Origin of the sequence: Roseomonas genomospecies 6, from assembly GCF_008365375.1 — a bacterium.
GTDB lineage: Bacteria > Pseudomonadota > Alphaproteobacteria > Azospirillales > Azospirillaceae > Azospirillum.
The window spans coordinates 22,305-43,692 of record NZ_QOKW01000026.1; the positions used below are offsets into that span (position 1 = coordinate 22,305).

At 67.2% G+C, this 21,388-nt stretch carries 17 protein-coding genes; 7 read left to right on the forward strand and 10 right to left on the reverse strand.

What is annotated here, in order from left to right; translation table 11 throughout:
• Positions 1–27: 27 nt before the first annotated feature.
• Together DS843_RS24485 and DS843_RS24490 are read right to left on the reverse strand one after the other, a co-directional pair.
• A complete protein-coding gene (locus tag DS843_RS24485; protein WP_149471451.1) occupies positions 28–894 on the reverse strand; it encodes a ParB/RepB/Spo0J family partition protein in 867 nt (288 codons plus the stop codon).
• Entirely contained in the window at positions 884–1,897 is a 1,014-nt protein-coding gene (locus DS843_RS24490) for an AAA family ATPase (protein ID WP_149471452.1), read from the reverse strand. Before DS843_RS24490 ends, DS843_RS24485 begins: the two co-directional genes overlap by 11 nt.
• A 963-nt stretch (positions 1,898–2,860) precedes the next feature.
• Between DS843_RS24490 and DS843_RS24495 the strand changes: the two genes are divergently transcribed.
• From DS843_RS24495 to DS843_RS24505, 3 genes are all read left to right on the forward strand, one after another.
• A complete protein-coding gene (locus DS843_RS24495) occupies positions 2,861–3,892 on the forward strand; it encodes a replication protein RepA (protein WP_149471453.1) in 1,032 nt (343 codons plus the stop codon).
• A gap of 67 nt (positions 3,893–3,959) precedes the next feature.
• The gene (locus tag DS843_RS32090; protein ID WP_353618378.1) at positions 3,960–4,424 is read left to right on the forward strand and encodes a tyrosine-type recombinase/integrase; all 465 of its coding nucleotides are present in this window, start codon (positions 3,960–3,962) and stop codon (positions 4,422–4,424) included.
• A 32-nt stretch (positions 4,425–4,456) separates the two neighbouring features.
• Positions 4,457–5,539, forward strand: coding sequence for a potassium channel family protein (locus DS843_RS24505; RefSeq protein ID WP_149471454.1), 1,083 nt, complete (start codon positions 4,457–4,459; stop codon positions 5,537–5,539).
• Between the two features lie 25 nt (positions 5,540–5,564).
• Here the strand turns inward: DS843_RS24505 and DS843_RS24510 are convergent, their stop codons facing one another.
• The 4 genes from DS843_RS24510 to DS843_RS24525 all read right to left on the reverse strand — a co-directional run bounded on the left by DS843_RS24510 (position 5,565) and on the right by DS843_RS24525 (position 10,001).
• On the reverse strand, positions 5,565–6,167 hold the full coding sequence (locus tag DS843_RS24510; protein WP_149471455.1) for a DUF1003 domain-containing protein: 603 nt from the start codon (positions 6,165–6,167) through the stop codon (positions 5,565–5,567).
• An 84-nt stretch (positions 6,168–6,251) separates the two neighbouring features.
• Complete coding sequence (locus DS843_RS24515) at positions 6,252–7,928, reverse strand: ATP-binding protein (RefSeq protein WP_149471456.1); 1,677 nt, start codon at positions 7,926–7,928, stop codon at positions 6,252–6,254.
• A 122-nt stretch (positions 7,929–8,050) separates the two neighbouring features.
• Complete coding sequence (locus tag DS843_RS24520; protein WP_208852309.1) at positions 8,051–8,512, reverse strand: DUF4126 family protein; 462 nt, start codon at positions 8,510–8,512, stop codon at positions 8,051–8,053.
• 16 nt (positions 8,513–8,528) lie between these two features.
• A complete protein-coding gene (locus DS843_RS24525; RefSeq protein ID WP_353618376.1) occupies positions 8,529–10,001 on the reverse strand; it encodes an aldehyde dehydrogenase family protein in 1,473 nt (490 codons plus the stop codon).
• A gap of 9 nt (positions 10,002–10,010) precedes the next feature.
• On the opposite strand from DS843_RS24525, the gene crtI reads away from it, so the two are divergent.
• The 4 genes from crtI to DS843_RS24545 are packed head-to-tail and all read left to right on the forward strand — an operon-like array spanning position 10,011 to position 15,173.
• Positions 10,011–11,618 carry a phytoene desaturase family protein gene (gene crtI / locus DS843_RS24530; protein ID WP_353618377.1) on the forward strand — a complete coding sequence of 536 codons (1,608 nt, stop codon included), beginning with the start codon at positions 10,011–10,013 and terminating at the stop codon, positions 11,616–11,618.
• Positions 11,615–13,156 (forward strand): phytoene desaturase family protein, encoded by a 1,542-nt coding sequence (locus DS843_RS24535; RefSeq protein WP_149471459.1) that lies wholly within the window; start codon positions 11,615–11,617, stop codon positions 13,154–13,156. The genes crtI and DS843_RS24535 overlap by 4 nt, the downstream gene beginning before the upstream one ends.
• A gap of 29 nt (positions 13,157–13,185) precedes the next feature.
• Positions 13,186–14,007, forward strand: coding sequence for a lysophospholipid acyltransferase family protein (locus tag DS843_RS24540; RefSeq protein WP_149471460.1), 822 nt, complete (start codon positions 13,186–13,188; stop codon positions 14,005–14,007).
• Complete coding sequence (locus tag DS843_RS24545; RefSeq protein WP_149471461.1) at positions 14,004–15,173, forward strand: glycosyltransferase family 2 protein; 1,170 nt, start codon at positions 14,004–14,006, stop codon at positions 15,171–15,173. The genes DS843_RS24540 and DS843_RS24545 overlap by 4 nt, the downstream gene beginning before the upstream one ends.
• Positions 15,174–15,280: 107 nt before the next feature.
• On the opposite strand, the gene DS843_RS24550 is transcribed toward DS843_RS24545, so the two are convergent.
• From DS843_RS24550 to DS843_RS24565, 4 genes are all read right to left on the reverse strand, one after another.
• Positions 15,281–15,706: a DUF2141 domain-containing protein gene (locus tag DS843_RS24550; protein ID WP_149471462.1), complete on the reverse strand. Its 426-nt coding sequence runs from the start codon at positions 15,704–15,706 to the stop codon at positions 15,281–15,283.
• A 265-nt stretch (positions 15,707–15,971) separates the two neighbouring features.
• Entirely contained in the window at positions 15,972–17,243 is a 1,272-nt protein-coding gene (locus tag DS843_RS24555; RefSeq protein ID WP_149471463.1) for a DUF1302 family protein, read from the reverse strand.
• Positions 17,240–20,383: an outer membrane lipoprotein-sorting protein gene (locus DS843_RS24560; RefSeq protein ID WP_149471464.1), complete on the reverse strand. Its 3,144-nt coding sequence runs from the start codon at positions 20,381–20,383 to the stop codon at positions 17,240–17,242. The genes DS843_RS24555 and DS843_RS24560 overlap by 4 nt, the downstream gene beginning before the upstream one ends.
• Positions 20,359–21,045 (reverse strand): phosphopantetheine-binding protein, encoded by a 687-nt coding sequence (locus DS843_RS24565; RefSeq protein WP_167525450.1) that lies wholly within the window; start codon positions 21,043–21,045, stop codon positions 20,359–20,361. The genes DS843_RS24560 and DS843_RS24565 overlap by 25 nt, the downstream gene beginning before the upstream one ends.
• Positions 21,046–21,388 lie beyond the last annotated feature (343 nt).

The following is a 21,388-nucleotide window of genomic DNA, read 5'->3' on the forward strand; positions in this document are numbered from 1 at the left end:
ACGTCCCACATATACGCTTCGGGCCCTTCAACCGGCGCCTTCGAGGATCGCGTCGATTTCCGCGCGCAGTTGGAGCAGGCTTTCACGATGCGCCGGATCGAGAAGATGGCGTTGTTCGCGAACGACGGCGACATCGCGGATGATGCGCTTGACGCTCGCTTGAAGCGTCCGTTCGGGATCGTGCGGCCCGGCTTCGCGGGCGGAAGCGCCTTGCGCGTGGTCGCGCTTGGCCTGGCGGACAGCCTTGACCGAGGCGCCCTCCTTTGCCTGCGCCCACAGCGCCGGCCGCAATTCGTCCGGTGCCGCCGCGATCTCGATCAGCACCGACCGCGACACATGCGTGCAGGACGCCGCATACTCCTCCAGCACATGGGCCGGCAACGACAGGATGGCCAGAAGCTTGGTGATGTCGGAGCGGTCCTTGCCGACGACCGCACCCAGTTCGTCGTGGGTGTAGCCGTGCTTCTCCACCAGCCGGGCGAGGGCGGCGGCATACTCCACGGCGTTGAGATCGACGCGCTGGACGTTGTCGATCAGCCCGATCTCGTCCGGATCGCCGGACGTGAGAATGGCGAAGACCGTCTTGCGGCCAAGGATTTCATGGGCGCGTATCCGGCGCTCTCCGCCGATCAGCAGATAGTCGCCCTGAGGAAGAGGGCGGACGAGGATCGGGTTCTGCAATCCATAGCGGTCGATGGACGCGGCCAGACTGCGCAGTTCCGCCTCGTCGAAATGGCGGCGCGGCTGGTCGGGGTTGCGATGGACGCGGTCGATGTCCAGCTCGACCACATGCGGAAAGCCCGCCGAGGTCCCGAACAGCCTGTCGGTACCGACCGAGAGCGTGGGGGAACCGCCCAGCAACTCCTTCGTCTTGCGCTCGAACTTACGCGACATGGGTCGTCTCCCGCTGCGTGGCGTAGGCGCGGATCTGGCGCGCCACCTCGCGGAACGTCTCGGCACCCGGGGCGCCCGGGTCGCCGGCCAAGGTGATCATGCCGGCGGCGGCGGCCTTGCCATAGACGGTGGCGCGGGGAATCGGCGGGAACACCGGAACCTGATCGGCGTAGGATTCGCGCAGCTCCAGCAGGGTCGCGCGGTCCTGCGTCAGACGCTCGTTGTACATGGTGGGAATGATTCCGGCGATCTTCAGCCGCGGGTTCACGCGGCGCCGGATGCGGGTGATGGTGTCCACCAGCCGCTTCACACCCAGCAGAGACAGCGCTTCCGTCTGAACCGGCACGACGACCAGTTCCGCGGCCGACAGCGCGTTGGCCGTCACCAGCCCCAGGTTCGGCGCGCAGTCCATGACCACGAAGTCGTAAGTGCTGCGCACCTCGTCGAGCTTTTCACGAAGCACGAGCCCACCGGTGGAATCGGCGGCCAGTTCGACATCGGCATCCGCCAGCGAAAGGCCGGCCGGAACGAGGTCGAGACCGCGCTCGCCGGTCGGAACGATGACCGACGAGATCGGTTCGTCGGAACGGAGCACGAAGTAGAGCGTCTTGCGCCGCTGTTCCAGATCGACGATGGCCGCGTTGCCGACGCCGACATGGACCGTCGCGTTGCTCTGGGAATCGCAGTCGATCAGCAGCACCCGCGCGCCCCCTTCCGTCAGGGCATAGGCGAGGTTGACCGCCGTGGCGGTCTTGCCCACGCCCCCCTTCTGGTTGGCGATCGCCAGGAAGGTGGCCGAGCGCGGCCGGTCTTCCGTGGTCTGGTCGGCCAGGAAATCCTGCACCTGCTGGGGGATTCGCTCTGCCCCGCCCTCCCAGCGGCTGATCTTCGCCTTCGTATAGCTGCGGCCAAGCTGATCGTTGAGCCAATCGGCGAATTGCGTCTGGTTTTCCCCACGGCGCTCGCGCAGTTGGCGCATGTCGTCCCCACCAAGCGGCGGCATCGGCATCCCCTTCATTCGGTTTCGGCGATTCTGCGCAAGTTGCCGGAACTTTGTCAACGGACGCCCGCGCAGTTGCCGGAACCGGGCCTCCGAACAGCCGCCGCATCGACGTAAGCGATTCTGCGCAACAGGCCGGAGTGGACGAGCGAAGCGAGCGGGGGAGGGGAGGGCGCGTAAACGATTCTGCGCAAGGTCGCTCCAACCCCGGGGGCTGCTCCCCATTTGCGCTGATATTAACGTCTTGGAATATGGGAGTGCGGAAACCTCAAGACCCTGTTCATCGTCATTCCCGAAGGCCTTCGGCGGATCTCCGATCCGCCCGACACAGTTAGTGCCGGCTTTGCCCGCGCGAGAGGCGGGAATACAGTCCGTTCAGGCACTTGTTTGCGGAGTTCCCGGTTCCCCGCCTTCGCGGGAAAGACGGCTTTTCTACAGTGGGTGCGCTTCCGAAACGTCCTTCATTCCTTGGGAAGCAAGTTGGCGCGTAGGACGCGGCTCCCCCAGGTTGACGTAAACGATCCTGCGCAGCCCGCGGACCCATGCCGTTGACAGGGGTGTGCGGAGCCGTTCATGCCGTCCGGACGTCTCCGATTCGGCTTCGATTGCGCAGGATCGTTTACGCGACAGGCCAGCCGAGCCGGATTTACGCAGAATCGTTTACATGCCGTGGCCCGGTTTCTCCACGCAGGATCGTTTACGAAATGATTCGTCCACGCAGAAAGCTTTACTCGTTCACGCAGAGTCATTTACGGCGACTCGGCACTCCCGCGCAGGATGATTTACGCGACTCGGGCCTATCCACGCAGGATCGCTTACCAAACCTAAAGAGAATCCCTATTCAAAAACCTCAGGAAAAACCGCGTAAACGATTCTGCGTTTTATTTTCGACAGGACGCCTTCCGACCCCGTGCATCGGCCGTTGTGTCTGCTAAGGTCGGCGAAGCGAGAGACGGGAGCCGTGCGATGGCGGAGATTCACGACCTGATCGGCCGCATCGGCCGGGAACAGACGCTGCAGCTCTTCGACGGCGACGACGACCGGCGCCGTGTCGAATGGGCCGCGTCCGTCATGGGCGTCGAGAACCCGAAACGCTGGTACCTCCACGCCGGACTCTGCATGGTCGCCTTGCCCCACAGCAAGCCGAAGACGGCGACCGCGGAGCATGTGCTGAAGAACGGCCGGTTTACGCTGATCCTCCGTCCAGCCCCCATCGGGACGAAGGAGGGAACCAACGAGGTCGAGTACAGCGGGCTTCCTTACGGTCCGAAGGCCCGCCTGATTCTGATGTACATGCAGACCTACGCCTACCGGCACCGGACCCGCCGCGTCGTGCTCGGGGATTCGATGAGCGAATGGTTCCGCCGACTCGGCCTGCAGGTGACCGGGGGCGGGAAGGGGACGATCAACGCGGTTCAGGAACAGGCCCAGCGCATCGCCCGCTGCGCGTTTACATTCATCGAGGAAAGCGCCAACGGGAAAGCAAGCCGGGTGCGCGATCAGAATCTGGTCCAGGGCCTGGAATTGTTCGCTCAGGACGACGACGAGGACACCGGCCCGCAACAGATTCCCCTGTTCGATGGCGACGCTCCGCCCCCCAAACGGCGGCGTAAATTCAACTGGGTCCGCGAGATCGAACTGACGGCGGAGTTCTACGAGCATCTGCTCGACAACAAGGTGCTTCTCCGTGAAGACGCGATCGGCAAGCTGAAAGGGTCGAGCTGGGCTTTGGACGCATACACATGGCTGGCATACCGGCTCCGATCGGTCGACAAGCCGACCAAGCTGCGCTGGTCCCTGCTTCAGGAGCAGTTCGGCGGCGGCCCCATCAGCAATCCGCGCATGTTCCGGCCGATGCTGACCTCTGCGCTCAAGGATGCCTTGGCCGTCTATCCGGAAGCGGACGTCAGCATCGACGAGGAGGGCGTGACCCTGCGTCCGTCGCCGCCGCCAGTAACCGCCGATTTCCATGTGGTGAAGGCCATCGGCAGCCGGTAGCGGGTTCGACCCGGCGAACCTTCCCGGATCTTTCAAGGCGGTTGTCCGCAAGCGCGTCGTGCTGGAGGTGTTGTTGTGCACCGGTCTGAGCGGCGGCCTTCGGTGTCCCCAGGGCAACGAGGTCAGGTTAATAGGTTCAGTCAGAGCGACGCCCACTCCTTCTCCCCTCTGGGGAGAAGGTCGGGATGAGGGGGCGGCCGAAGGCCGGAAAAGCCCTGCATGGAGCAACGTTCCCCCCTCACCGGCCCTTCGGGCCACCCTCTCCCCAGGGGGGAGAGGGTTATTCGATGCCTTTGGGACAGAAATCAACCTGACCTCGTTGCCCTGCGGTGCCCCCCGCACGACGCAGTTCGTCCGGTCCCTCCTGCGTGAAACGGCGGCGACGCGCCTGCTGGAAAACGAGCTGGACATCCGCTTCGTCCAACGCCTTCTCCGCCACCAGAGCATCTTCACCACGGAGATCTATACCGCAGTCACCGACACCCGTCTCAAGGCGGCTTGTGGAGCGAAGGGCGGGACATCGCCGTTATAGTGGCCGAGAGTGTCTGATCCGATGGATGGCCCATGCCGAAGCTCGGCGAACGAAACGGCAGTGAGACGTGGCGGATCAAATCTCCGCTTCGACGTGGCCGTATCCTTCATGTCCGCTCCAGGATGTCGGCGGAAAAGACCCTCGGCCTTCGTGTCGGGCTCGTCTTCGGCCTGATCTCCCTGGTCATTGCGGTGTTTTGGTTCGACCGCGATGGATTGAAGGACCAGATCGACGGGCATGTCAGCTTTCCCGACATCCTTTACTTCGCGATGATCACCGTCACCACCGTCGGCTACGGCGACATCGTTCCGGTCAGCCAGACCGCGCGGCTGATCGACGCCTTCGCGGTCACGCCCATTCGCATCTTCATCTGGTTCATCTTCCTGGGAACTGCCTACGAATTCGTTGTGCAGCGGATCATCGAGGATTTCCGAATGAGCCGAATTCAAAAGCAACTGCAAGGCCATATCGTGCTGTGCGGCTTCGGGCACAGCGGCTTCATCGCCGCGCAGGAGACCATCGCCAAGGGGCACCCCGGCGAACGGATCGTCGTGATCGATCAATCGGAGGAGCGCATCCGGCTGGCGGCAGAGGCGGGGTTCATCGGGTTGCTCGGCGACGCCACCAGCGAGGACATGCTGACCCGGGCCTGTGTGGGAAGCGCCAAGGCGGTGATCGTCAGTTCGGGCCGGGACGACACCAGCATTCTGGTGATCCTGACCGTCCGCCATCTGTCCGCCGGCACCAAGATCGTCGGCAGCATCAAGCAGGAGGAGAACATCAAGCTGGCCAAGCTGAGCGGCGCCGATTTGGTGGTGTCGCCGCCCAAGATCGGCGGCTATCTCATGGCCGATGCCGTCGAAACCGACCATGCAACCCCGTTCCTGTGCGACCTGATGTCGGTGGGCGGTCAGATGGTGCTGACCGAGCGCCCGGCGGCGCGGGACGAGATCGGCAAGACCATGGCGGAGACGACCGCCGGCGTGGTTGTGCAGATTCACAGCAATGGCCGCACCATTCCCTTCACGGACCGCCACCGCCACATCATTCAACCTGGAGACCTTCTGCTCCTGATCAGTCCGGCGCATGGTGACGGCGCGCCGAACCGTCGATGAACGCCCTCGGGTTGCAAGCGGTCCGTCACTGCGGCCGGTCGGCGGGCTTGCCCGGAGATTTCCCGGCCTCGATCTGGTCGAGCACCGCTTCGGGAGCGATGTCCTGCTTGATGATGTCCAGATCGGAGTCGACCTCCGTCTTCACCCCCATGTGATCGGCGATGGACGATACCAGAGCGGCCAGTTTGGTGATTTCGTGCTCCGTCAGCAGGCTGATTTGCAGATCCAGATCGGCTCGCTTGCTGGCGACCTTGGACATGCGGTTTTGGCTGATGAGCACGAAGGTGGACAGGAAGATGGCTTCCACGGACGCGATCATGGCCAGGACGACGAAGGAGGGGTCCCAGCGCGGAACGCCGGGCACCCATCCCAGGTTGGCGACGATCCAGCAACCGAAGAAGGCCAGGTGCAGATAGACGAAGGTCATGCTGCCGGTGAAGCGGGTGATCGCGTCGGCGATCCGTTCTTCCGCGGTCGCCTCGACCTCCTCCCGCACGCTGCGTTGGTGCAACGCCTGGATGTTCCGTTCGAGCACGCCGCTCAAGCCGGGGGATGGCGGCGGGTAGGTCGGTGGGGCGGCGGACCGCTCCGCGCGGTCTCCGTCATGCTGGGGCGATCCTGCGTTCATGACTCATCTGCCTTGCTTGAGCTGAATCGTCGTCGCTTTGTGCCTCTTGTCGGGCTGGGGACGCGGTCGATCCGCGCACCGGGATCAATGGGGCGTCCGGGTCCGCCCGCTGGGACTGGTGAAGGCTTCTGCCAGGGCTCGCTTCAGGTCTTCCGGGAGATAGGGCTTGTGCAGCAATGTGTAACCGGCTCGCTTGGCTTGGCGCAGCCGCTCGGGGGCGGTATCGCCGGTAACCAGCACCGCCGGCACCCGCCGCCCGACCGCTTGGCGGACGGCGGCAACGGCTTGCAGCCCGGTGGTTTGCCCGGCAAGGCGGAAGTCGCTTACCACCACATCGGGCGGAGACCCTTCCACCTTCACACGGGAGACCGCCTCCGCGACGGAGCCGGAGACGATGGTTCGGCAACCCAGGGTTTCCAGGAACATGGCGAGCGCGCCACGCTGCTGCTCCTCATCCTCGACCACCAGGACGGTGCGCCCGGAAAAATCGGTTTGCGTCCACGCCTCCGGGACTGCGGCCGGCTCGGCCCCGCTCTGCGCCAGCGGCACCTCGATGAAGAAGGTCGTTCCCTTACCGACGGTGGACTTCACGCCGACGCGATGCCCCAGCAACTCGGCCGTCTTGCGGACGATGGCGAGGCCGAGGCCAAGGCCTTTGCGGCGGTTCCGCTCCGGATTGCCGATCTGGTAGAACTCTTCGAAGATGAGATCGATCTGGTCCGGCGGAATGCCTGGACCGGTGTCCCAGACCTCCACCCGCAGCCTCGGGCCGGACGGCCGGCAGCCGACCAGCACGCGTCCCCGCTCCGTGTGGGCGACGGCGTTGCTGATCAGGTTGCGCAGGATGCGTTCCAGAAGCAGCGGGTCGCTGCGCACCAACCGGCGGCAATCGGCGACTTCCAAATCGAGCCCCTTACGCTCCGCCAAAGCCGACATCTCGCGAACCAGCCGTTCGACCACGCCGCACATCCGGAAGTCCGAGATGGTCGGCTCCACCGTACCGGCCTCCAGCGTGGCGATGTCGAGCAGACCATGGAGCAGGCCCTGACCGGAATGGAGTGCCTCCTGCACGCGTTCGAGCAGCGCCAGGTTGTCCGCCTGATCCCGCAGACGCTGGGCGAGCACGCCGGAGAGCAGTTCCATCGCCTGGAAAGGCTGGCGCAGATCGTGGCTGGCCGCGGCGAGGAAGCGCGTCTTTGCGCTGTTGGCCCGTTGCGCCTCGAACCGCGCGGCCTCGGCCTCGGCCTTGGCGGCTTGGGCTTGGACCAAGGCGCGGCGTCGCTCCAGTTCGTGCATGACCAACCGGGCGAAGTCGACGAGGTCGCGTTGCTGATCGGGGCCGAAATCCTGATGGGGGCGCTGGTCGATCACGGTGAAGGTGCCGAGCAGATGTCCGCCCTGCGTGACGAGCGGAGCGCCGGCATAAAAGCGAATCCGGGGCGCTCCGGTCACGAGATCGTTGTCGGCGAAACGCTCGTCGAGCGTTGCGTCGGGCACCACCATCACCCGCTCTTCCAAAATGGTGTAGGCACAGAAGGCCAGACGGCGTTCCGTGCAGGATATCCCCAGTCCATGGTGGGACTTGAACCACTGCCGGGTCTCGTCCACCAAACTGACGAGTGCGATGGGCATGTCGAAGTGGCGGGCTGCGAGACTCGTGATCCGGTCGAACACGTCCTCAGCCGGCGTGTCGAGTACGCCGTAACTTTTCAGCGCATCGAGCCGCGCAAGTTCGTTGAGCGGCCAAGGCGGTTTGACCATGACCAAACCTCTGCCCTCCCATTTCCCTGTAACAACAGCGGAAGGGGTCCATCTCTCCAAACCGCCGGGCGGCATACCGCAACAGATTGCGAAGGCTTCGACCCTTCAGCGCCTCTGCCCGCTCACGCCGCCGCGATGACCAGCAGAGCGACGGTCAGCGCCACCGCGTCCTCCAGAAGCGCGGCCGGGCGGTCGCGGCCGAAGGCGGCAGCCATGCGCCGGCGCGCCGCATAACCCAGGAGCGTGCCGGCGACCGCGCCGAGCCCGCCCGCGATCAGGCCGACGATCCAGACCCCCGCATCCGCCCCGATGGCGGCCCCGGCGATGGCCCCGCCCGCGATGCGGCTGGCGAAAGGGAAGGGACGCTTGCGGCTGGGGGTGCCCGGCAGTTTGTCGGTGACGAGTTCGACCGCCGCCATCGCGGTGAAGACCCAGGGCGAAACCGGATGGCCCAGGAAGAACAGCCAGCTTCCCGACAGGTCGAGCCAGCCGCCATAGGCGGCCCAGGCGACCGCCGCCGGTGCGATCAAGGTGCGCGAGCCGGCGACGGCGCCGATCAGGAAGGCGAGGAGCAGGGCGATCATCGGGACGGTCTCCGCATCAGTCGTTCCGGCGCCCGAGAAGGGCCTGCGCCAGCCGCCGGAGCGCTCCGATGCGGATGCCGTGCCCGCCATGGAGCAGGCGGAGCGCCGCCAGCATCAACGCCGCGTCGCCGTCACGCGGCGGGTCGAGATGCGGAAGCCGTTGGCCGCGCCGCACCGAGACGGTTTTCACCCGCGTCATCTCCAGCAGCCCTTCGGCCCCGCGTGTGACCCCCCAGCCGCTGGAGCGGCGTCCGCCGAAGGGCAGGCGGGGGTCGGCGGTCGGCACGATCAGGTCGTTGACCGTCACCGTCCCCGCGTCCAGCCGCCCGGCCAGCGCATAGGCGTCCTCCTCCGGTCCGAAGACCGAGGCGCCGAGCGCGTAGGGGCTTTGCGCGGCGGCGTCCAGCGCCTCATCCATGTCGCGCACGGGCACCAGCGACAGGATGGGGGCGAACAGTTCCTCGCGCAGCAGCGCCATGCCGGGCCGCGCGTCGGCCAGGATCAGCGGCGCCATCGCCGGGTCCGCGTCTTCAGGCAGTACGCCGAGCGGGCGGGCGCCCTCCGCCACCGCCGCGCGGACCAGCCCGTCCAGCCGGCGCCGCACCGGCAAGGGCACCGCCGCCGGCGGGATCGCCGCCACGCTGCGCGTCAAGGCGTCCTCCAGCGCCGCCGCCTGGGCCTGCGGCACGAAGACCCGGCGCGGCGCGATGCAGGTGGCGGAGCCGTTGAAGCGCAGGCCGAAGGCGAGCGCGCGGGCGACCGTGCCGATGTCGGCGCCCGGCAGGACGAACACCGCGTCGTTCCCCGACAATTCCATGGTGGAGGGCACCAGCGCGGCGGCGAGTTGGCGGGCCACCGCCCGGCCTGTGTCCGCCGATCCGGTCAGCACCAGCTTGTCGATGCCGGCGGCGACGGCGTCCGTCACCGCGCCGGGAGACTCGTGCAGCACCTGGAACAGGCCGGCGGGAAGCCCGGCCTCTTCCAGCCAGTCCCCCAGCCGCTCCATCGGCGCGGAACAGCCGGGCGCGGGCTTGACCAGCACCGCGTTTCCGGCGGCGAGAGCCTGAAGCGCCTGCACCCCCGGCAGAAGCAGCGGGTAGTTGGACGGGCCGACGATCAGAACGTTGCCGAACGGCTCCCGCCGCACCTCCGCCGCGACCCCGAAGAGCCAGACCGGACGGCCGCGCCGCCCCAGGCGCCGGGGCGCCAGCAGAGCGGCGGCCTCGCGTTCCAGGAAGCGGCAGGCTTCGGCCAGCGGCAGGATCTCCGCGCTCAAACTCTCGGCCATGCCGCGTCCGGGGCGGGTCGCCAAGGCGCGCACGAGTTCCTCGGCATCCGCCGCGATCCGCTGGCGGAGTCTCCGGACGATGGACAGTCTTCGGGCTGTATTGCACGCGGCCCACGCGCTGCGAGCCATTGAAAATGGATCGTCGCTCCCGCTCATCCAAGGGGTTACGCCTTGAGTGGTGGGACTGTTGCTGTGATCCATTTCCAGCCCATGCTCGTAACTGCCTTCACACAAGTCGGCAGCTCGGGGGCATTTGACAAGCGCATGGAACGACAAGTCGTCATCATTGGCGCCGGGCCGGGCGGATTGGCATCCGCGATGCTGCTGGCGCTCACCGGGGCGAAGGTCACCGTGTTGGAGCGGCAGGACCGCATCGGCGGCCGGTCGGCCGGGTTCGCGCTCGACGGGTACCGGTTCGACAGCGGCCCGACCTTCTTCCTTTACCCCCGCATCCTGGAGGAGATCTTCGAGGCTTGCGGGCGCCGCCTGTCGGACGAGGTCGATCTGATCCGGCTCGACCCGCTCTACCGGCTGGTGTTCGAGGGCGGAGACGAGCTTCGGGTCCACGCCCAGATGAAGGCGCTGATGGCGGAGATCGCGCGCCTCAGCCCGCGCGACGCCGAGGGGCTGCCGCACTTCCTGGCCGACAACCGGGCGAAGATGGAGCGCTTCCTCCCGGTTCTGGAGGCCGATTACTCCAATCCCTGGGCGCTGGCGTCGCTGCCGATGCTGAAGGCGCTGGGGAAGCTCGCGCCGCACCGTTCGGTCGACAGCGACCTGTCCCGCCATTTCCAGGACCCGCGCATCCGTCTCGCCTTCTCGTTCCAGAGCAAGTATCTGGGCATGTCGCCCTTCCGCTGCCCCAGCCTGTTCACCATCCTTTCCTTCCTGGAGCATGAGCACGGCGTCTTCCACCCGCGCGGCGGCACCGAGTCGGTGATGGAGGCGATGCGGCGGGTGGCCGAATCGCTCGGCGTCACCGTGCGCCTGAACGAGACGGTGCGCCACATCCGCTTCCAGGGCCGGCGCGCGGTGGGGGTGCGGACGGAGGCCGGCGACTATCCCGCCGACGCGCTGGTCATCAACGCCGACTTCGCCCGCGCGATGACGACGCTGGTGCCCGACGATCTGCGCCGCCGCTGGAGCGACGCCCGCATCGCCACCAAGAAATTCTCCTGCTCCACCTTCATGCTCTATCTGGGGATCGAGGGCCGGGTGGACGGGCTGGACCATCACACCGTCTATCTGGCGGAGGATTACGCCCGCAACCTCGCGGAGATCGAGGAATGCCGCGAGCTGCCGCGCCGCCCCTCGATCTATGTCCAGAACGCCTGCGTCACCGACCCGGCTCTGGCTCCGCCGGGGGGCAGCACCCTCTACATCCTGGTTCCGGTCGGCCACCAGCGCGGCCACATCGACTGGCGGGCGGAGGCGCCGCGCTACCGCCGTCTCGTGCTCGACCGGCTGGCCGGGTTCGGCCTGACCGATCTGGAACGCCGCATCCGGGTGGAGCGGGTGGTGACTCCCGCCGAGTGGGAAAGCCAGTTCGCGGTGCATCGCGGCGCCACATTCAATCTGGCGCACAGTTTGGACCAGATGCTTCACCGCCGCCCGCGCAACCGGTTCGAGGATCTGGACGGTGTCTATCTGGTGGGCGGCGGCACCCATCCCGGCAGCGGCCTGCCGGTGATCTTCGAAGGCGCGCGCATCACGTCGCGGCTGCTGGCCCAGGAATTGGGGCTGCCGACGCCCTGGCGCAGCGAGGCCATGGGACTATCCGGCCTGCCGAAGCGGGCCGTTGCGGGGGGAATGGCATGACGGATCGGATCGCGGTGGTCGGCGGCGGGCTGGGCGGGCTCGCGTCGGCGGTGGTTCTGGCGGCGCGCGGCCACAAGGTGGTCCTGCTGGAGAAGAACGGCTGGGTCGGCGGCAAGGCGGCGGTTCTGGAGGAAGGCGGCTTCCGCTTCGACATGGGGCCGACCATCCTGACGGTGCCGCGGGTCCTGCGCCGCATCCTGGCGGAGGCCGGCTGCGACCTGGACCGCGAATTGGAGATGGTCCGGCTGGAGCCGCAATGGCGCTGCTTCTTCGACGACGGCACGGTGCTGGACCTGTCGGAGGACATCGGCAGGATGGCGGCGGACCTGGACCGGCTGTCGCCCGGCCGCGGCGCCGGGGAGGGCTACCGCCGCTTCCAGGCCCTGTCGGAACGGTTGCACGGCATCTCCGAACGCTTCTTCTTCTGGAAGTCGGTGGAGGACCTGGGCGACACGCTGAAGGTCCGCGACAGCCTGAACGCCCGCACCCTGTCGGACGTGCTGGCCCTGCGCATGGGCAGCACGGTGGCCGGCACCATCCGCAGCCACGTCCCCGACGCGCGGGCCGCCCAGATGCTGGACCATTTCACCCAGTATGTCGGCTCCTCGCCCTACGGGTCCCCGGCGGTGCTCTGCGCCATCGCGCACATGCAGACCAACGACGGCGTCTGGTACCCGATGGGCGGCACCCGCGCCGTGCCGGTGGCGCTGGAGCGGGTGGCGCGGCGCCTCGGCGTCGAGATCCGCACCGGCACCGGGGTCCGCCGGCTGGAGGTGGCGGGCGGGCGCGTCGCCGCCGTCGAGACCGATGGCGGGGAGCGCATCCCGGTGGCGGCGGTGGTGTCCAACATGGATTCCATCCGCACCTACGACGAGCTGGTGGGCGGCGAGCCGGCCAAGCGATTCCGCAAGCGCCGGAGTTACGAGGCCGCCTGCTCGGGCGTGGTCTTCTATCTGGGGCTCGACCGGGCCTATGACCATCTGCTGCACCATGACTTCGTCTTCTCCCGCGACCCGGCGGAGGAGTTCGACTGGATCTACCGCCGCGGCAAACCGGCGCCCGACCCGACCTGCTACATCGCCGCCCCCGCGCGCACCGAACCCGGCGTCGCGCCGCCGGGGGGCGAGGCGCTCTATGTGCTGGTCCACACCCCCTATCTGCGCCCGCACCATGACTGGACGCGCATGCTGCCGGACTACCGCCGGATCGTGTTCGACAAGCTGAAGCGCACTGCGGGCATGCCCGACCTGGAGGACCGCATCCGGGTCGAGCGCGTCCTGACCCCGCAGGACATCCACGACCGCTACCGCGTGCTGAACGGCGCCATCTATGGGCTGGCCAGCCATGGCCGCTTCCTGGGCGCCTTCAAACCCGGCAACCGTTCGCGCGACGTGGAGGGGCTGTATCTGGCCGGCGGGGCCGCCCATCCGGGGCCGGGCATGCCGATGGTGCTGATGTCGGGCTGGATCGCCGCCGACAGCCTGGACCGCGACCTCAGGAGCGGAGCGCGCGACGGCGATCTGCGCGCCGTCGCCTGATGGGTGGGCGGGCCATACGGGATGACGGCATGCGGGACGATGGTTTGCAGGACGATCCGGTCGCGCTGCGCTCGCCGCTGCTCTACCGCGTCTTCGGCGCCATCATGGCGCGGCGCATGCGGCGCGACTTCCACGCGGTGCGGCTGGCCCGGCCCGGCTGGCCGGTTCTGCCGCCCGACCGCCCGGCGATCGTCTGTCTGAACCACCCGTCCTGGTGGGACCCCGCCTTTCTGATCGTGATGGGGACCACCCGCTACCGCGACCGGCCCAGCTACGGCCCGATCGACGCGGCGATGCTGCGCCGCTACCGCTTCATGGCGCGCATCGGGCTGTTCGGGATCGAGCCGGGCCGGGCGGGGGCCGCCGCCTTCCTGCGCACCGGGCTGCGCATTCTGGAGGACCCGCGTTCGATGCTGTGGATCACGGCGGAGGGCGCCTTCACCGATCCGCGCCGCCGCCCGGTCCGCCTGCGTCCGGGCATCGCCCATCTGGTCCGGCGCGCGCCCTCGGCGCTGGTGGTGCCTCTCTCTTTGGAGTACCCCTTTTGGAACGAGAGCACTCCGGAGGCCCTCGCCAAATTCGGTACCCCCATCGAGGCATCCACCTTCGCCGGCCAGCCGGTGCCGGATATCGCCGCCGCGCTTGAAGGACACTTGGAGGCGACGATGGACGCGCTGGCGCTCGACGCGCAGAGCCGCGACCCGGAGCGGTTCCTGACTCTGGCCGAGGGCAGGGCGGGGGTGGGCGGCGTCTACGACCTGTGGCGCCGGGCGCGCCTCTGGGCCGGCGGGCGGCGCTTCACCCCGCACCATGGCGACGCGCCGGACAACGGAGGGGCGCCTCGCCCATGAGCGCCGATACGCTGCTGGCCGCGCTGTCGCTGTGCCTCGCCCTGCTGCCGCTGGGGTTGGGCCTCGTCAACCTGTGCCTTTACCGCCGCCCGAAGGCCGAACCGCCGCCGGGCGCCGCCGTCAGCATCCTGATCCCCGCCCGCAACGAGGAAGCCAACATCGCCGCCGCGGTGCAGGCGGCGCTGGGCAGCCGCGGGGTGACGGTGGAGGTGGTGGTTCTGGACGACCACTCCACCGACCGCACGGCGGAGATCGTCCGCTCCCTCGCCGTCCACGACCCCCGCCTGCGGCTGGAGGAGGCCCCGCCGCTGCCGCCGGGCTGGTCGGGCAAGCAGCACGCCTGCCGGACGCTCGCCACGCTGGCGCGGCACCCGGTGCTGCTGTTCCAGGACGCCGACGTGCGGCTGGCTCCGGACGCCGCCCGGCGTGCTTGCGGCGCGCTGCTGGCGGGGCGGGCGGGGCTCGTCAGCGGCTTCCCGCGCCAGGAGACAGGCACCCTGGCCGAGGCGCTGGTGATCCCGCTGATCCATGTGCTGCTGCTGGGCTATCTGCCGATGGTGGGAATGCGGTGGTCGCTCAGCCCGAGCTTCGGTGCCGCTTGCGGCCAGTTGATCGCGGTCCGGCGCGACGCCTACGGGAAGGCCGGCGGCCACGCGGCCATCGCGGCGTCGCTGCACGACGGGGTGGCGTTGCCGCGCGCCTTCCGACGGGCCAGGCAGGGGACCGACCTGTTCGACGCGACGGACCTCGCCCGCTGCCGGATGTATCGCGGCTGGCGGGAGGTCTGGTCCGGATTCTCGAAGAACGCGACGGAAGGGATGGCGACTCCGGTCGCCTTGCCGGTCTGGACCCTGCTGCTGTTCGGCGGCCATGTCCTGCCCTGGCTGCTGCTGGGATGGGCGGCGCTGGCCCCGCTGCCGGGTGCGGCGGTCGTCATGGCGGCGCTGGCTGTGGCGGCGGGGGTGTCGTTCCGGCTGCTGCTGGCCGTCCGCTTCCGTCAGAGCCTTGTCGGCGCGCTGCTGCATCCCGTGGGCATCGTGGTCCTGCTGGCGGTCCAATGGTCGGCGCTGCTGCGCGCTCGCCGGGGCCGTCCGGCGGAGTGGCGGGGGCGCGCCTATCCGTCCACATCCAAAGCCGGCGTTCCACTGGCGCGGCAACAGCGATGAGCCGCGACGGTGGTGCAGAAACAACGTGCGTGCGGACTTGGCCCGATCCCGCCCGATCCCGTACCCATCGTGCGTCAACAAATTCGTGGACAGGCTCAAAGTCCGTCTCAGTTCTTGAGTGTCAAAACAGTGTCCACTCGCCCGGTACCAAGAGAAACTGCGGCATTGTCGAAATCCGGTGGTCCGAACAGGGCCCTGGCGTCACGACTGAAACCGTACGGTTCTGTTGGCTCGCCAAAGAGCGTCTTTTCAAGAACCCCATTTCCATTGATATCCTGAAACGCGGCAATCGCATAGTTTCCGGATGGCAGATCCTTGAAGCAGGTGTTCACCTCCTTGGTACTCGGCGCCACTTGCTGCCCCATCATATACTTCTCTGCCTTGTAAGACTGTGCACTGTCATACAGAGCAACCATGAGCGTGCCCCCTTGCGGGATCACCTTCCTTATGGTCACACACAAATCTCCCGCGCTGGCGGATGAGAATCCACCCACCAGCATCAACGCCGCCAGCCCCAGTCTCTTTTTATGCATCACGGCTCTCCTGCTTCCTATGCGGTGGGATCGAAGCTCTACCTTTGGAACCATGCTTTTTCAGCGACACGGGCATCGGCCGCCGCCTGTTCCCCCTCGCGGTGCAGGACGCGCGCTCAGACGCGCATCGACCAGTTCCATCGCCTGGGGGACCGCGTCGGTCGAAGAGATCGCGTTCCGGTGAAGCCTTCTGATCTGTTCCATGTGGAATTCCAAACATCGTCGTGGATGCGGCGCGGACATCCTGCGCCTCGGAGGCCGCGCCTCAGAAGCCGCGCCTCACCTCAACGAACACGAGGTTGTTTTCCCTCAGCCGGCCGAAATAGCTGTCCGGCTGCCCGCCGTGCCACTCGGCACCGACGATCCCCTTCCACGCATCGGAAAACGCATAGCGCAATCGGGTGGACAGCAGCCAGTCGCCGTCCGGCTTGTACAGGACGCCGGTGACATCGCCTTCGAGGGTGTCGTTCAGCCACTTCGACGTGAGCTTGAGCGTCGCACCCATTTGCGTCCGGTTGATCTGGTTCCCGTCCAGGGCCGTCTGGACCGCCGCGGCGCGGACGTAGGGAATGGGCTCGGATCGCGGATCGCGGAAGTTCCGGGTGTGGAGGAGCACATACTGGATGCTGACGTTCGTGTTGCCGAACAGGTTGCGGTCGCCCCCGACCACGAGGCCGAAGGACGGCGGCCGCACGAACGGGTCGGTGCCGCCGGCGTTCTCGGTGAAGACGTACGCCGCCTCGGCGCGGAGACCGTAGCTGCCGACCGTGGTGGCCGCGTCCGCGCCGAGGGAGCGGATGCGGTGATGGCGCCTCTGAAGCACCACGCCGCCCGGCCCGGCGCTGACGACGGCCGTATCGGGATTGTCGTCCCACCCGTCGAAGACCGATACGGACCAGTCCACGGCGCCTCCGCTGCGGTCGAGCTTGACCCCGAATTGCCGGACGCCGTCCGGCTGGTCGTCGTCCGCGTACGAAACCCCGGCCGGCAGGAGCGGCCTCGGAAAGACGTTCGGACGGAACTCCGGCACCCAGTAGGCGCCGAAGGTCCAGTCACCGTGATAGCGGTTGGCCCGCAGCATCGCCACCCCGCGCCGCTGGTCGTCGTCTTCGGCGAACAGCAGCGTGTAATCGCGCGATGCAAGATGGGACGTGGGGTTGATCTGGTCGGCGCGCCCCCACACGACGATCTGGCGGCCGGCGCGCAGGTCGAGGTCGGCGCCGCTCCATGTGACGTGGGCCTCGCGCAACTCGCCCTTCCACCGGTCGTCGCCCGCGATGCGGGGCGTGGCGGCCCACCCCTCGGCCTTGACGCGCACGGACTCCGAAAGATCCGCCGCGGTGCGCAGCCAGACGTTCGCGGTGCCGATCCCGCGCCGCTCGTCGAGGCTGCGGCTCGAACTCCAGAAGCCCGCCCGCAACGACGTGTCCAGGGTGGCCGAGGCAAGGGGGGCCTCGGCGGGCTCCGTCGCCTGGGCAAGGGTGGCGCCCGCACAGACAGCCACCGCGAAGACCCGCGCCGTCCACCGCAGCCTCATTGAAGCCGCTCCAGCGAGCGCAGGCTGAAGACGGCGGGGTCGATGCCTTGGCTGGCCTTGAAGTCGCGCATCTCGATGATCGTCCGATGCCCGGTCTGCTCGTTCCGGCTTTCCATGCGCATGGGTTGCCAGCGCTGCCGTTCGGCATCCACGAGTTGGACGTCCGACGCCCCGAACGTCTTCAGAAGCTGGCCGGCCTCATCGAAGAACTGCGCCTTGATGGTGACGTGGTTGTCTTTGCGTATCCACCCGATCCGCCGGGAATAGCCGCTGCTGCTTTGCACGTCGGCGGTCACGGGCACGGATTCCATGACGAAGCAGGGCTGCCCGTCGACCGCCTCCTCCCTGACGACCCGGTGCGTCCAGTCCTGGACCTTGTGCCCGATGATGTCGCCGAACGAGAAGTCGGTGCCGACGAAGGCGTCGCGCTTGTTGGCCGCCGCCAGGCGGCGCACCTTCTTCAAGGCCGGCAGGTAGATCCAGATGTCGTCCTCGCCATCCGAGTTCTCGATCATCAGGATGGTGGTGTCCTTCACATCGGCGGGCGCCAGGAACCGGGTCAGGCGCATGGAGTCGACCCCGTTGTCCCGAAGCTTCGTCTGGCCGCGGGTTTCCCGCAGGCGCTCCTGGCCGCTGCCGTTGATCAGCCGGAACGTCGCGGTGAAGCCGCTGTCGAGGACGCGGCCGACGGCGAAGTTCATCCTCGCGATGGTTTCGGCGGTGGGAGCCTCGGCCCGGGCGGGCGGCGCCATGACCGACAGCCCGGCGGCAAGCATCAGAACCCCGAGCGTCGCCGGGCGGACCGACGCCTTCGCCCCGCCGAAGACGAACCCGGGACGGACCGTCAGCAGCAGAGCCGGGAAGACCGTCATGGCGCTGAGCGAACTGATCAGCATGGCGGTGCCGATCAGGACGGCGATCCAGATGTGGATGTGGAAGCCGTAGGAGCCCAGCAGCACGGCGTACCCCCCGCTCACCGCGGTCGCCACGAACAGGATGGCCTTGCCGGCGGAGACGAAGGTGTTCCGCACGGCCTCGTCCTCGGACTCGCCCTGGGCGAGATGCTCGCGCAGCCGGTAGGTCAGATAGATGGCGTAGTCGGCCCCGATGCCGACCGCCAGGGCCAGCGTCACGGACGTCGCGACGTTGAGCGGGATGCCGGCCACTTGCATGAGCCCCAGGCTGGCGAGCACCGTCATGACCAGCGGCACCAGGATCAGCAGCCCGATCCACAGCGACCTGAACAGGATGGAGGAGATGAGGAAGACGATCGAGGCGATGACGGCGATCTTCTCGATCTGTCCGCGCACCATGACCTCGGTCAGCGCGATCATGGCGGTGACGTTGCCGCCGATGCTCACCCGGACGTCGGGGCCGAAGCGGTCGCCGACGAAAGCCCGCAGGCGCCCGATCAGCCCCTCCACATAGGCCGAATCCTCGTCCTTGACGTAGACGGCGATCACCGCGTTGCGATAGCCGTAATCGACGTAGGAGTCGAAGTCTCCCGGCTCCCCCGACATGGCGTACAGCAGGAGGTACTGGGAGATCAGATCGCCGGAGTCCGGGATGGTGTCGAAGGACGGATCGTCGCCGTTCATGGCGCGGTTGATGCGCCGGACATGGTCGGCGATCGACACGCTCTTGCCCACCTTCGGGTCGTCGGCGAGGAAGCGCTGGGTCGCGTCCATCGCCTTGAGGACGCGGGGGGCCTTGATGGCGTCGTCCGCCGCCCCTTCGATCAGGACGTACAGCGTGTTGGTTCCGGCAAGGCGGGCGTTCACCCGCACGTCCTCCTGCCGCGTGTCCAGGCCCGCGAAGAAGTTCGTGCGCAGGGCGTTGTCGATGCCGACCTGACTGCCCAGCCCCGCCGCAGCCGCGGTGAAGACGGCGGCGAACAGCAGTATCCGGCGCCGTCCCGCCGGAGCCATCCAGCCCGCCATCCGCAAGGCGAGCCGATCCCAGGGCGTCTGCGCGCCCTGCCGTTCGGTCTCGCGCAGTCCCGGCGGCGGCAGGAGCGATCGCAGGGCGGGGATGAAGGTCAGTTCGATGATCAGGATGCTGACGACCCCGACACCGCTGAAGACGCCGAATGTCCGGATGGTCTTGATGTCGAAGGCGACCAGCGACATGAAGCTGCCCGCGGCCACCAGGCAGGCCGCCATCATGACCGGGCCGATCCTGCCGATGGACCGCAAGACGGCGAGCCGGTTCGCCTCGACCGGGTCGAGCGCCGTGTCACGCCGCAGGATCGCGTATTCCTCGTAGTAGCGTTTCAGGATCTGCACCGCATGGCCGGCGGCGATCGCCAGGATGAGGATCGGCGTCGTCGCGTTGAAGGCGTCCAGCGGCACGCGGGCGATGCTCATCAGCCCCAGCGCCCAGATCAGCGCGAACAGCGCGGTGACCAGCGGCAGGACCAGCCCTTGGAGCGTCCGGAACGCCTCGAAATGGATCAGGCCGATGATCAGGATCGACAGCGGGACGAGGAACACCATGCGGCCGGAATAGCGCTCCAGCAACGCCAGGAAGAGCGGCTGACCGGCGACGGCGATGTCGACCGTCTCGTCCGCGTAGGGGGCCACGAGGCCGCGCACCGTCCTCTCGATCCCGGTGAAGCCGTCGTCGGCCTTGCGGAACTCGACGATGATGGCGGCCGTGGCGCCGTCGCCGGACACGATCATGTCGGCGAACACCGGATTGGCGTCCAGACGGCGGCGCAGCGCCTCCAGATCGGCCGCCGATCGCGGCACCTTGTCCATCAGTGGCCGCACCGACAGGCCGTCGTCCGCGCCGGTGATGCTCTTCGCCCGGCGGGCCGCCAGACTCGCCACGCTCGACGTCACGACGCCGGGCGCGGCGAGAAGATCGGCGGTGATTCCCCTGACCTTGGCCAGCACCGGCTCCTGGAACACGTCCCCGCTGCGCGGGGAGACGGCGATGACCACGGTGTACTTGCTGCCGAACAGCGCCTCGACCCGGTTGGTGGCGGCCACGAACGGGTGGCCCTGCGGCAGGGTTTCGTCGGGATCGATGATCACCGAAAGATTCCTGAGCTGGGTGAGCAGCGCCAGCGTCACCAGGGCCGTCAGCACCAACACCGTGATGCGGTTCCTGATCACGAATTCAACGAACGACTGCACATTGCACCTCGGCGGATTGATGCGCGGGGACGATCGGGCTCGACCTTGGCGGTGACGGCGAAGCGGGTCCGCAGGGCGCCCAGGATCTCCCCGGGCTTCACCGAATCGATGTCCAGGTCACTCTCCAGGCCGGCGTCCGGCTCCAGGATGTCGATGGGGTAGCGCGTCGTCTCCGCGAAGACCTCGCGCACAGTGGCCATCAACTCTTCGGTGCCGATCATCGGGGGTGCGGAAAGCTCCGCGGCGACGGCTCCGCAAATTCCAGTTCGAAGCATTTCCGTGCCGGACCTGTCGATGACGGTGATCCGCTGGTATCCGCAGGAGATGGGGGTTCCGTCCTCCCGCACGACGCGGAAGCAAAGCAGCACCGTGGACCTGGCGATCTCCCCGATGCTCATGAAGATCGCGAGCCTTTCGCCGAGTCCCGCAGGTGCAAGGTTCTTGCAATAACCCTCGTGCATAAGCAGCACGATATTTTCTAAATCCGACTTCCGGAGGTCAACGCCATCGGGGTCTGACCGAAAATAGAAATATTTACGGTCATGGCATTGGGATTTGAAGTTGATTATGAAAAGATGTGTCCCGTATTCCATTGTGTCGTTAAAATAAATTCCATACGGAGCAACGAAATATCGCATATTGCCCCATGAGATGATTGGCATACAAAATAATTTGCTCATGTTCGTTTATGATGGGCAGGTAAAGTGACCAAGTCCATCGCAACATAAGGCTAAAATCGCGGCATTTTGTCATCATAGTGGCGCACGAAAGTGAGAAATCTTATCGATTACTTCCATTCCTAAGGATCTGCGCGGCAAACTGTTCAGCGACGGACGTGGCGAAGCAGCAGGCTTGCCATGGCGAGCTGTATCATGCCGCCGAGGGCAGTTCGGTCAACGGACTGAAGGTTTTGCGGGCCGTGGCCTGACAGCGGCAGTGGACCAGACGCGGGCTGGGCAGCCGGTCCACGCCGCGATGGCCTCTTGCGAAAACCAGATGGTCAAG

What these genes read in the sequence shown, in the direction of transcription:
- DS843_RS24485 (WP_149471451.1), bottom strand. Translation starts at nt 894, where the DNA reads ATGTCGCGTAAGTTCGAGCGCAAGACGAAGGAGTTGCTGGGCGGTTCC.
- DS843_RS24490 (WP_149471452.1), bottom strand. Translation starts at nt 1,897, where the DNA reads ATGCCGCCGCTTGGTGGGGACGACATGCGCCAACTGCGCGAGCGCCGT.
- DS843_RS24495 (WP_149471453.1), top strand. Translation starts at nt 2,861, where the DNA reads ATGGCGGAGATTCACGACCTGATCGGCCGCATCGGCCGGGAACAGACG.
- DS843_RS24505 (WP_149471454.1), top strand. Translation starts at nt 4,457, where the DNA reads ATGCCGAAGCTCGGCGAACGAAACGGCAGTGAGACGTGGCGGATCAAA.
- DS843_RS24510 (WP_149471455.1), bottom strand. Translation starts at nt 6,167, where the DNA reads ATGAACGCAGGATCGCCCCAGCATGACGGAGACCGCGCGGAGCGGTCC.
- DS843_RS24515 (WP_149471456.1), bottom strand. Translation starts at nt 7,928, where the DNA reads ATGGTCAAACCGCCTTGGCCGCTCAACGAACTTGCGCGGCTCGATGCG.
- DS843_RS24520 (WP_208852309.1), bottom strand. Translation starts at nt 8,512, where the DNA reads ATGATCGCCCTGCTCCTCGCCTTCCTGATCGGCGCCGTCGCCGGCTCG.
- DS843_RS24525 (WP_353618376.1), bottom strand. Translation starts at nt 10,001, where the DNA reads ATGGATCACAGCAACAGTCCCACCACTCAAGGCGTAACCCCTTGGATG.
- crtI (WP_353618377.1), top strand. Translation starts at nt 10,011, where the DNA reads ATGCTCGTAACTGCCTTCACACAAGTCGGCAGCTCGGGGGCATTTGAC.
- DS843_RS24535 (WP_149471459.1), top strand. Translation starts at nt 11,615, where the DNA reads ATGACGGATCGGATCGCGGTGGTCGGCGGCGGGCTGGGCGGGCTCGCG.
- DS843_RS24540 (WP_149471460.1), top strand. Translation starts at nt 13,186, where the DNA reads ATGCGGGACGATGGTTTGCAGGACGATCCGGTCGCGCTGCGCTCGCCG.
- DS843_RS24545 (WP_149471461.1), top strand. Translation starts at nt 14,004, where the DNA reads ATGAGCGCCGATACGCTGCTGGCCGCGCTGTCGCTGTGCCTCGCCCTG.
- DS843_RS24550 (WP_149471462.1), bottom strand. Translation starts at nt 15,706, where the DNA reads ATGCATAAAAAGAGACTGGGGCTGGCGGCGTTGATGCTGGTGGGTGGA.
- DS843_RS24555 (WP_149471463.1), bottom strand. Translation starts at nt 17,243, where the DNA reads ATGAGGCTGCGGTGGACGGCGCGGGTCTTCGCGGTGGCTGTCTGTGCG.
- DS843_RS24565 (WP_167525450.1), bottom strand. Translation starts at nt 21,045, where the DNA reads ATGCCAATCATCTCATGGGGCAATATGCGATATTTCGTTGCTCCGTAT.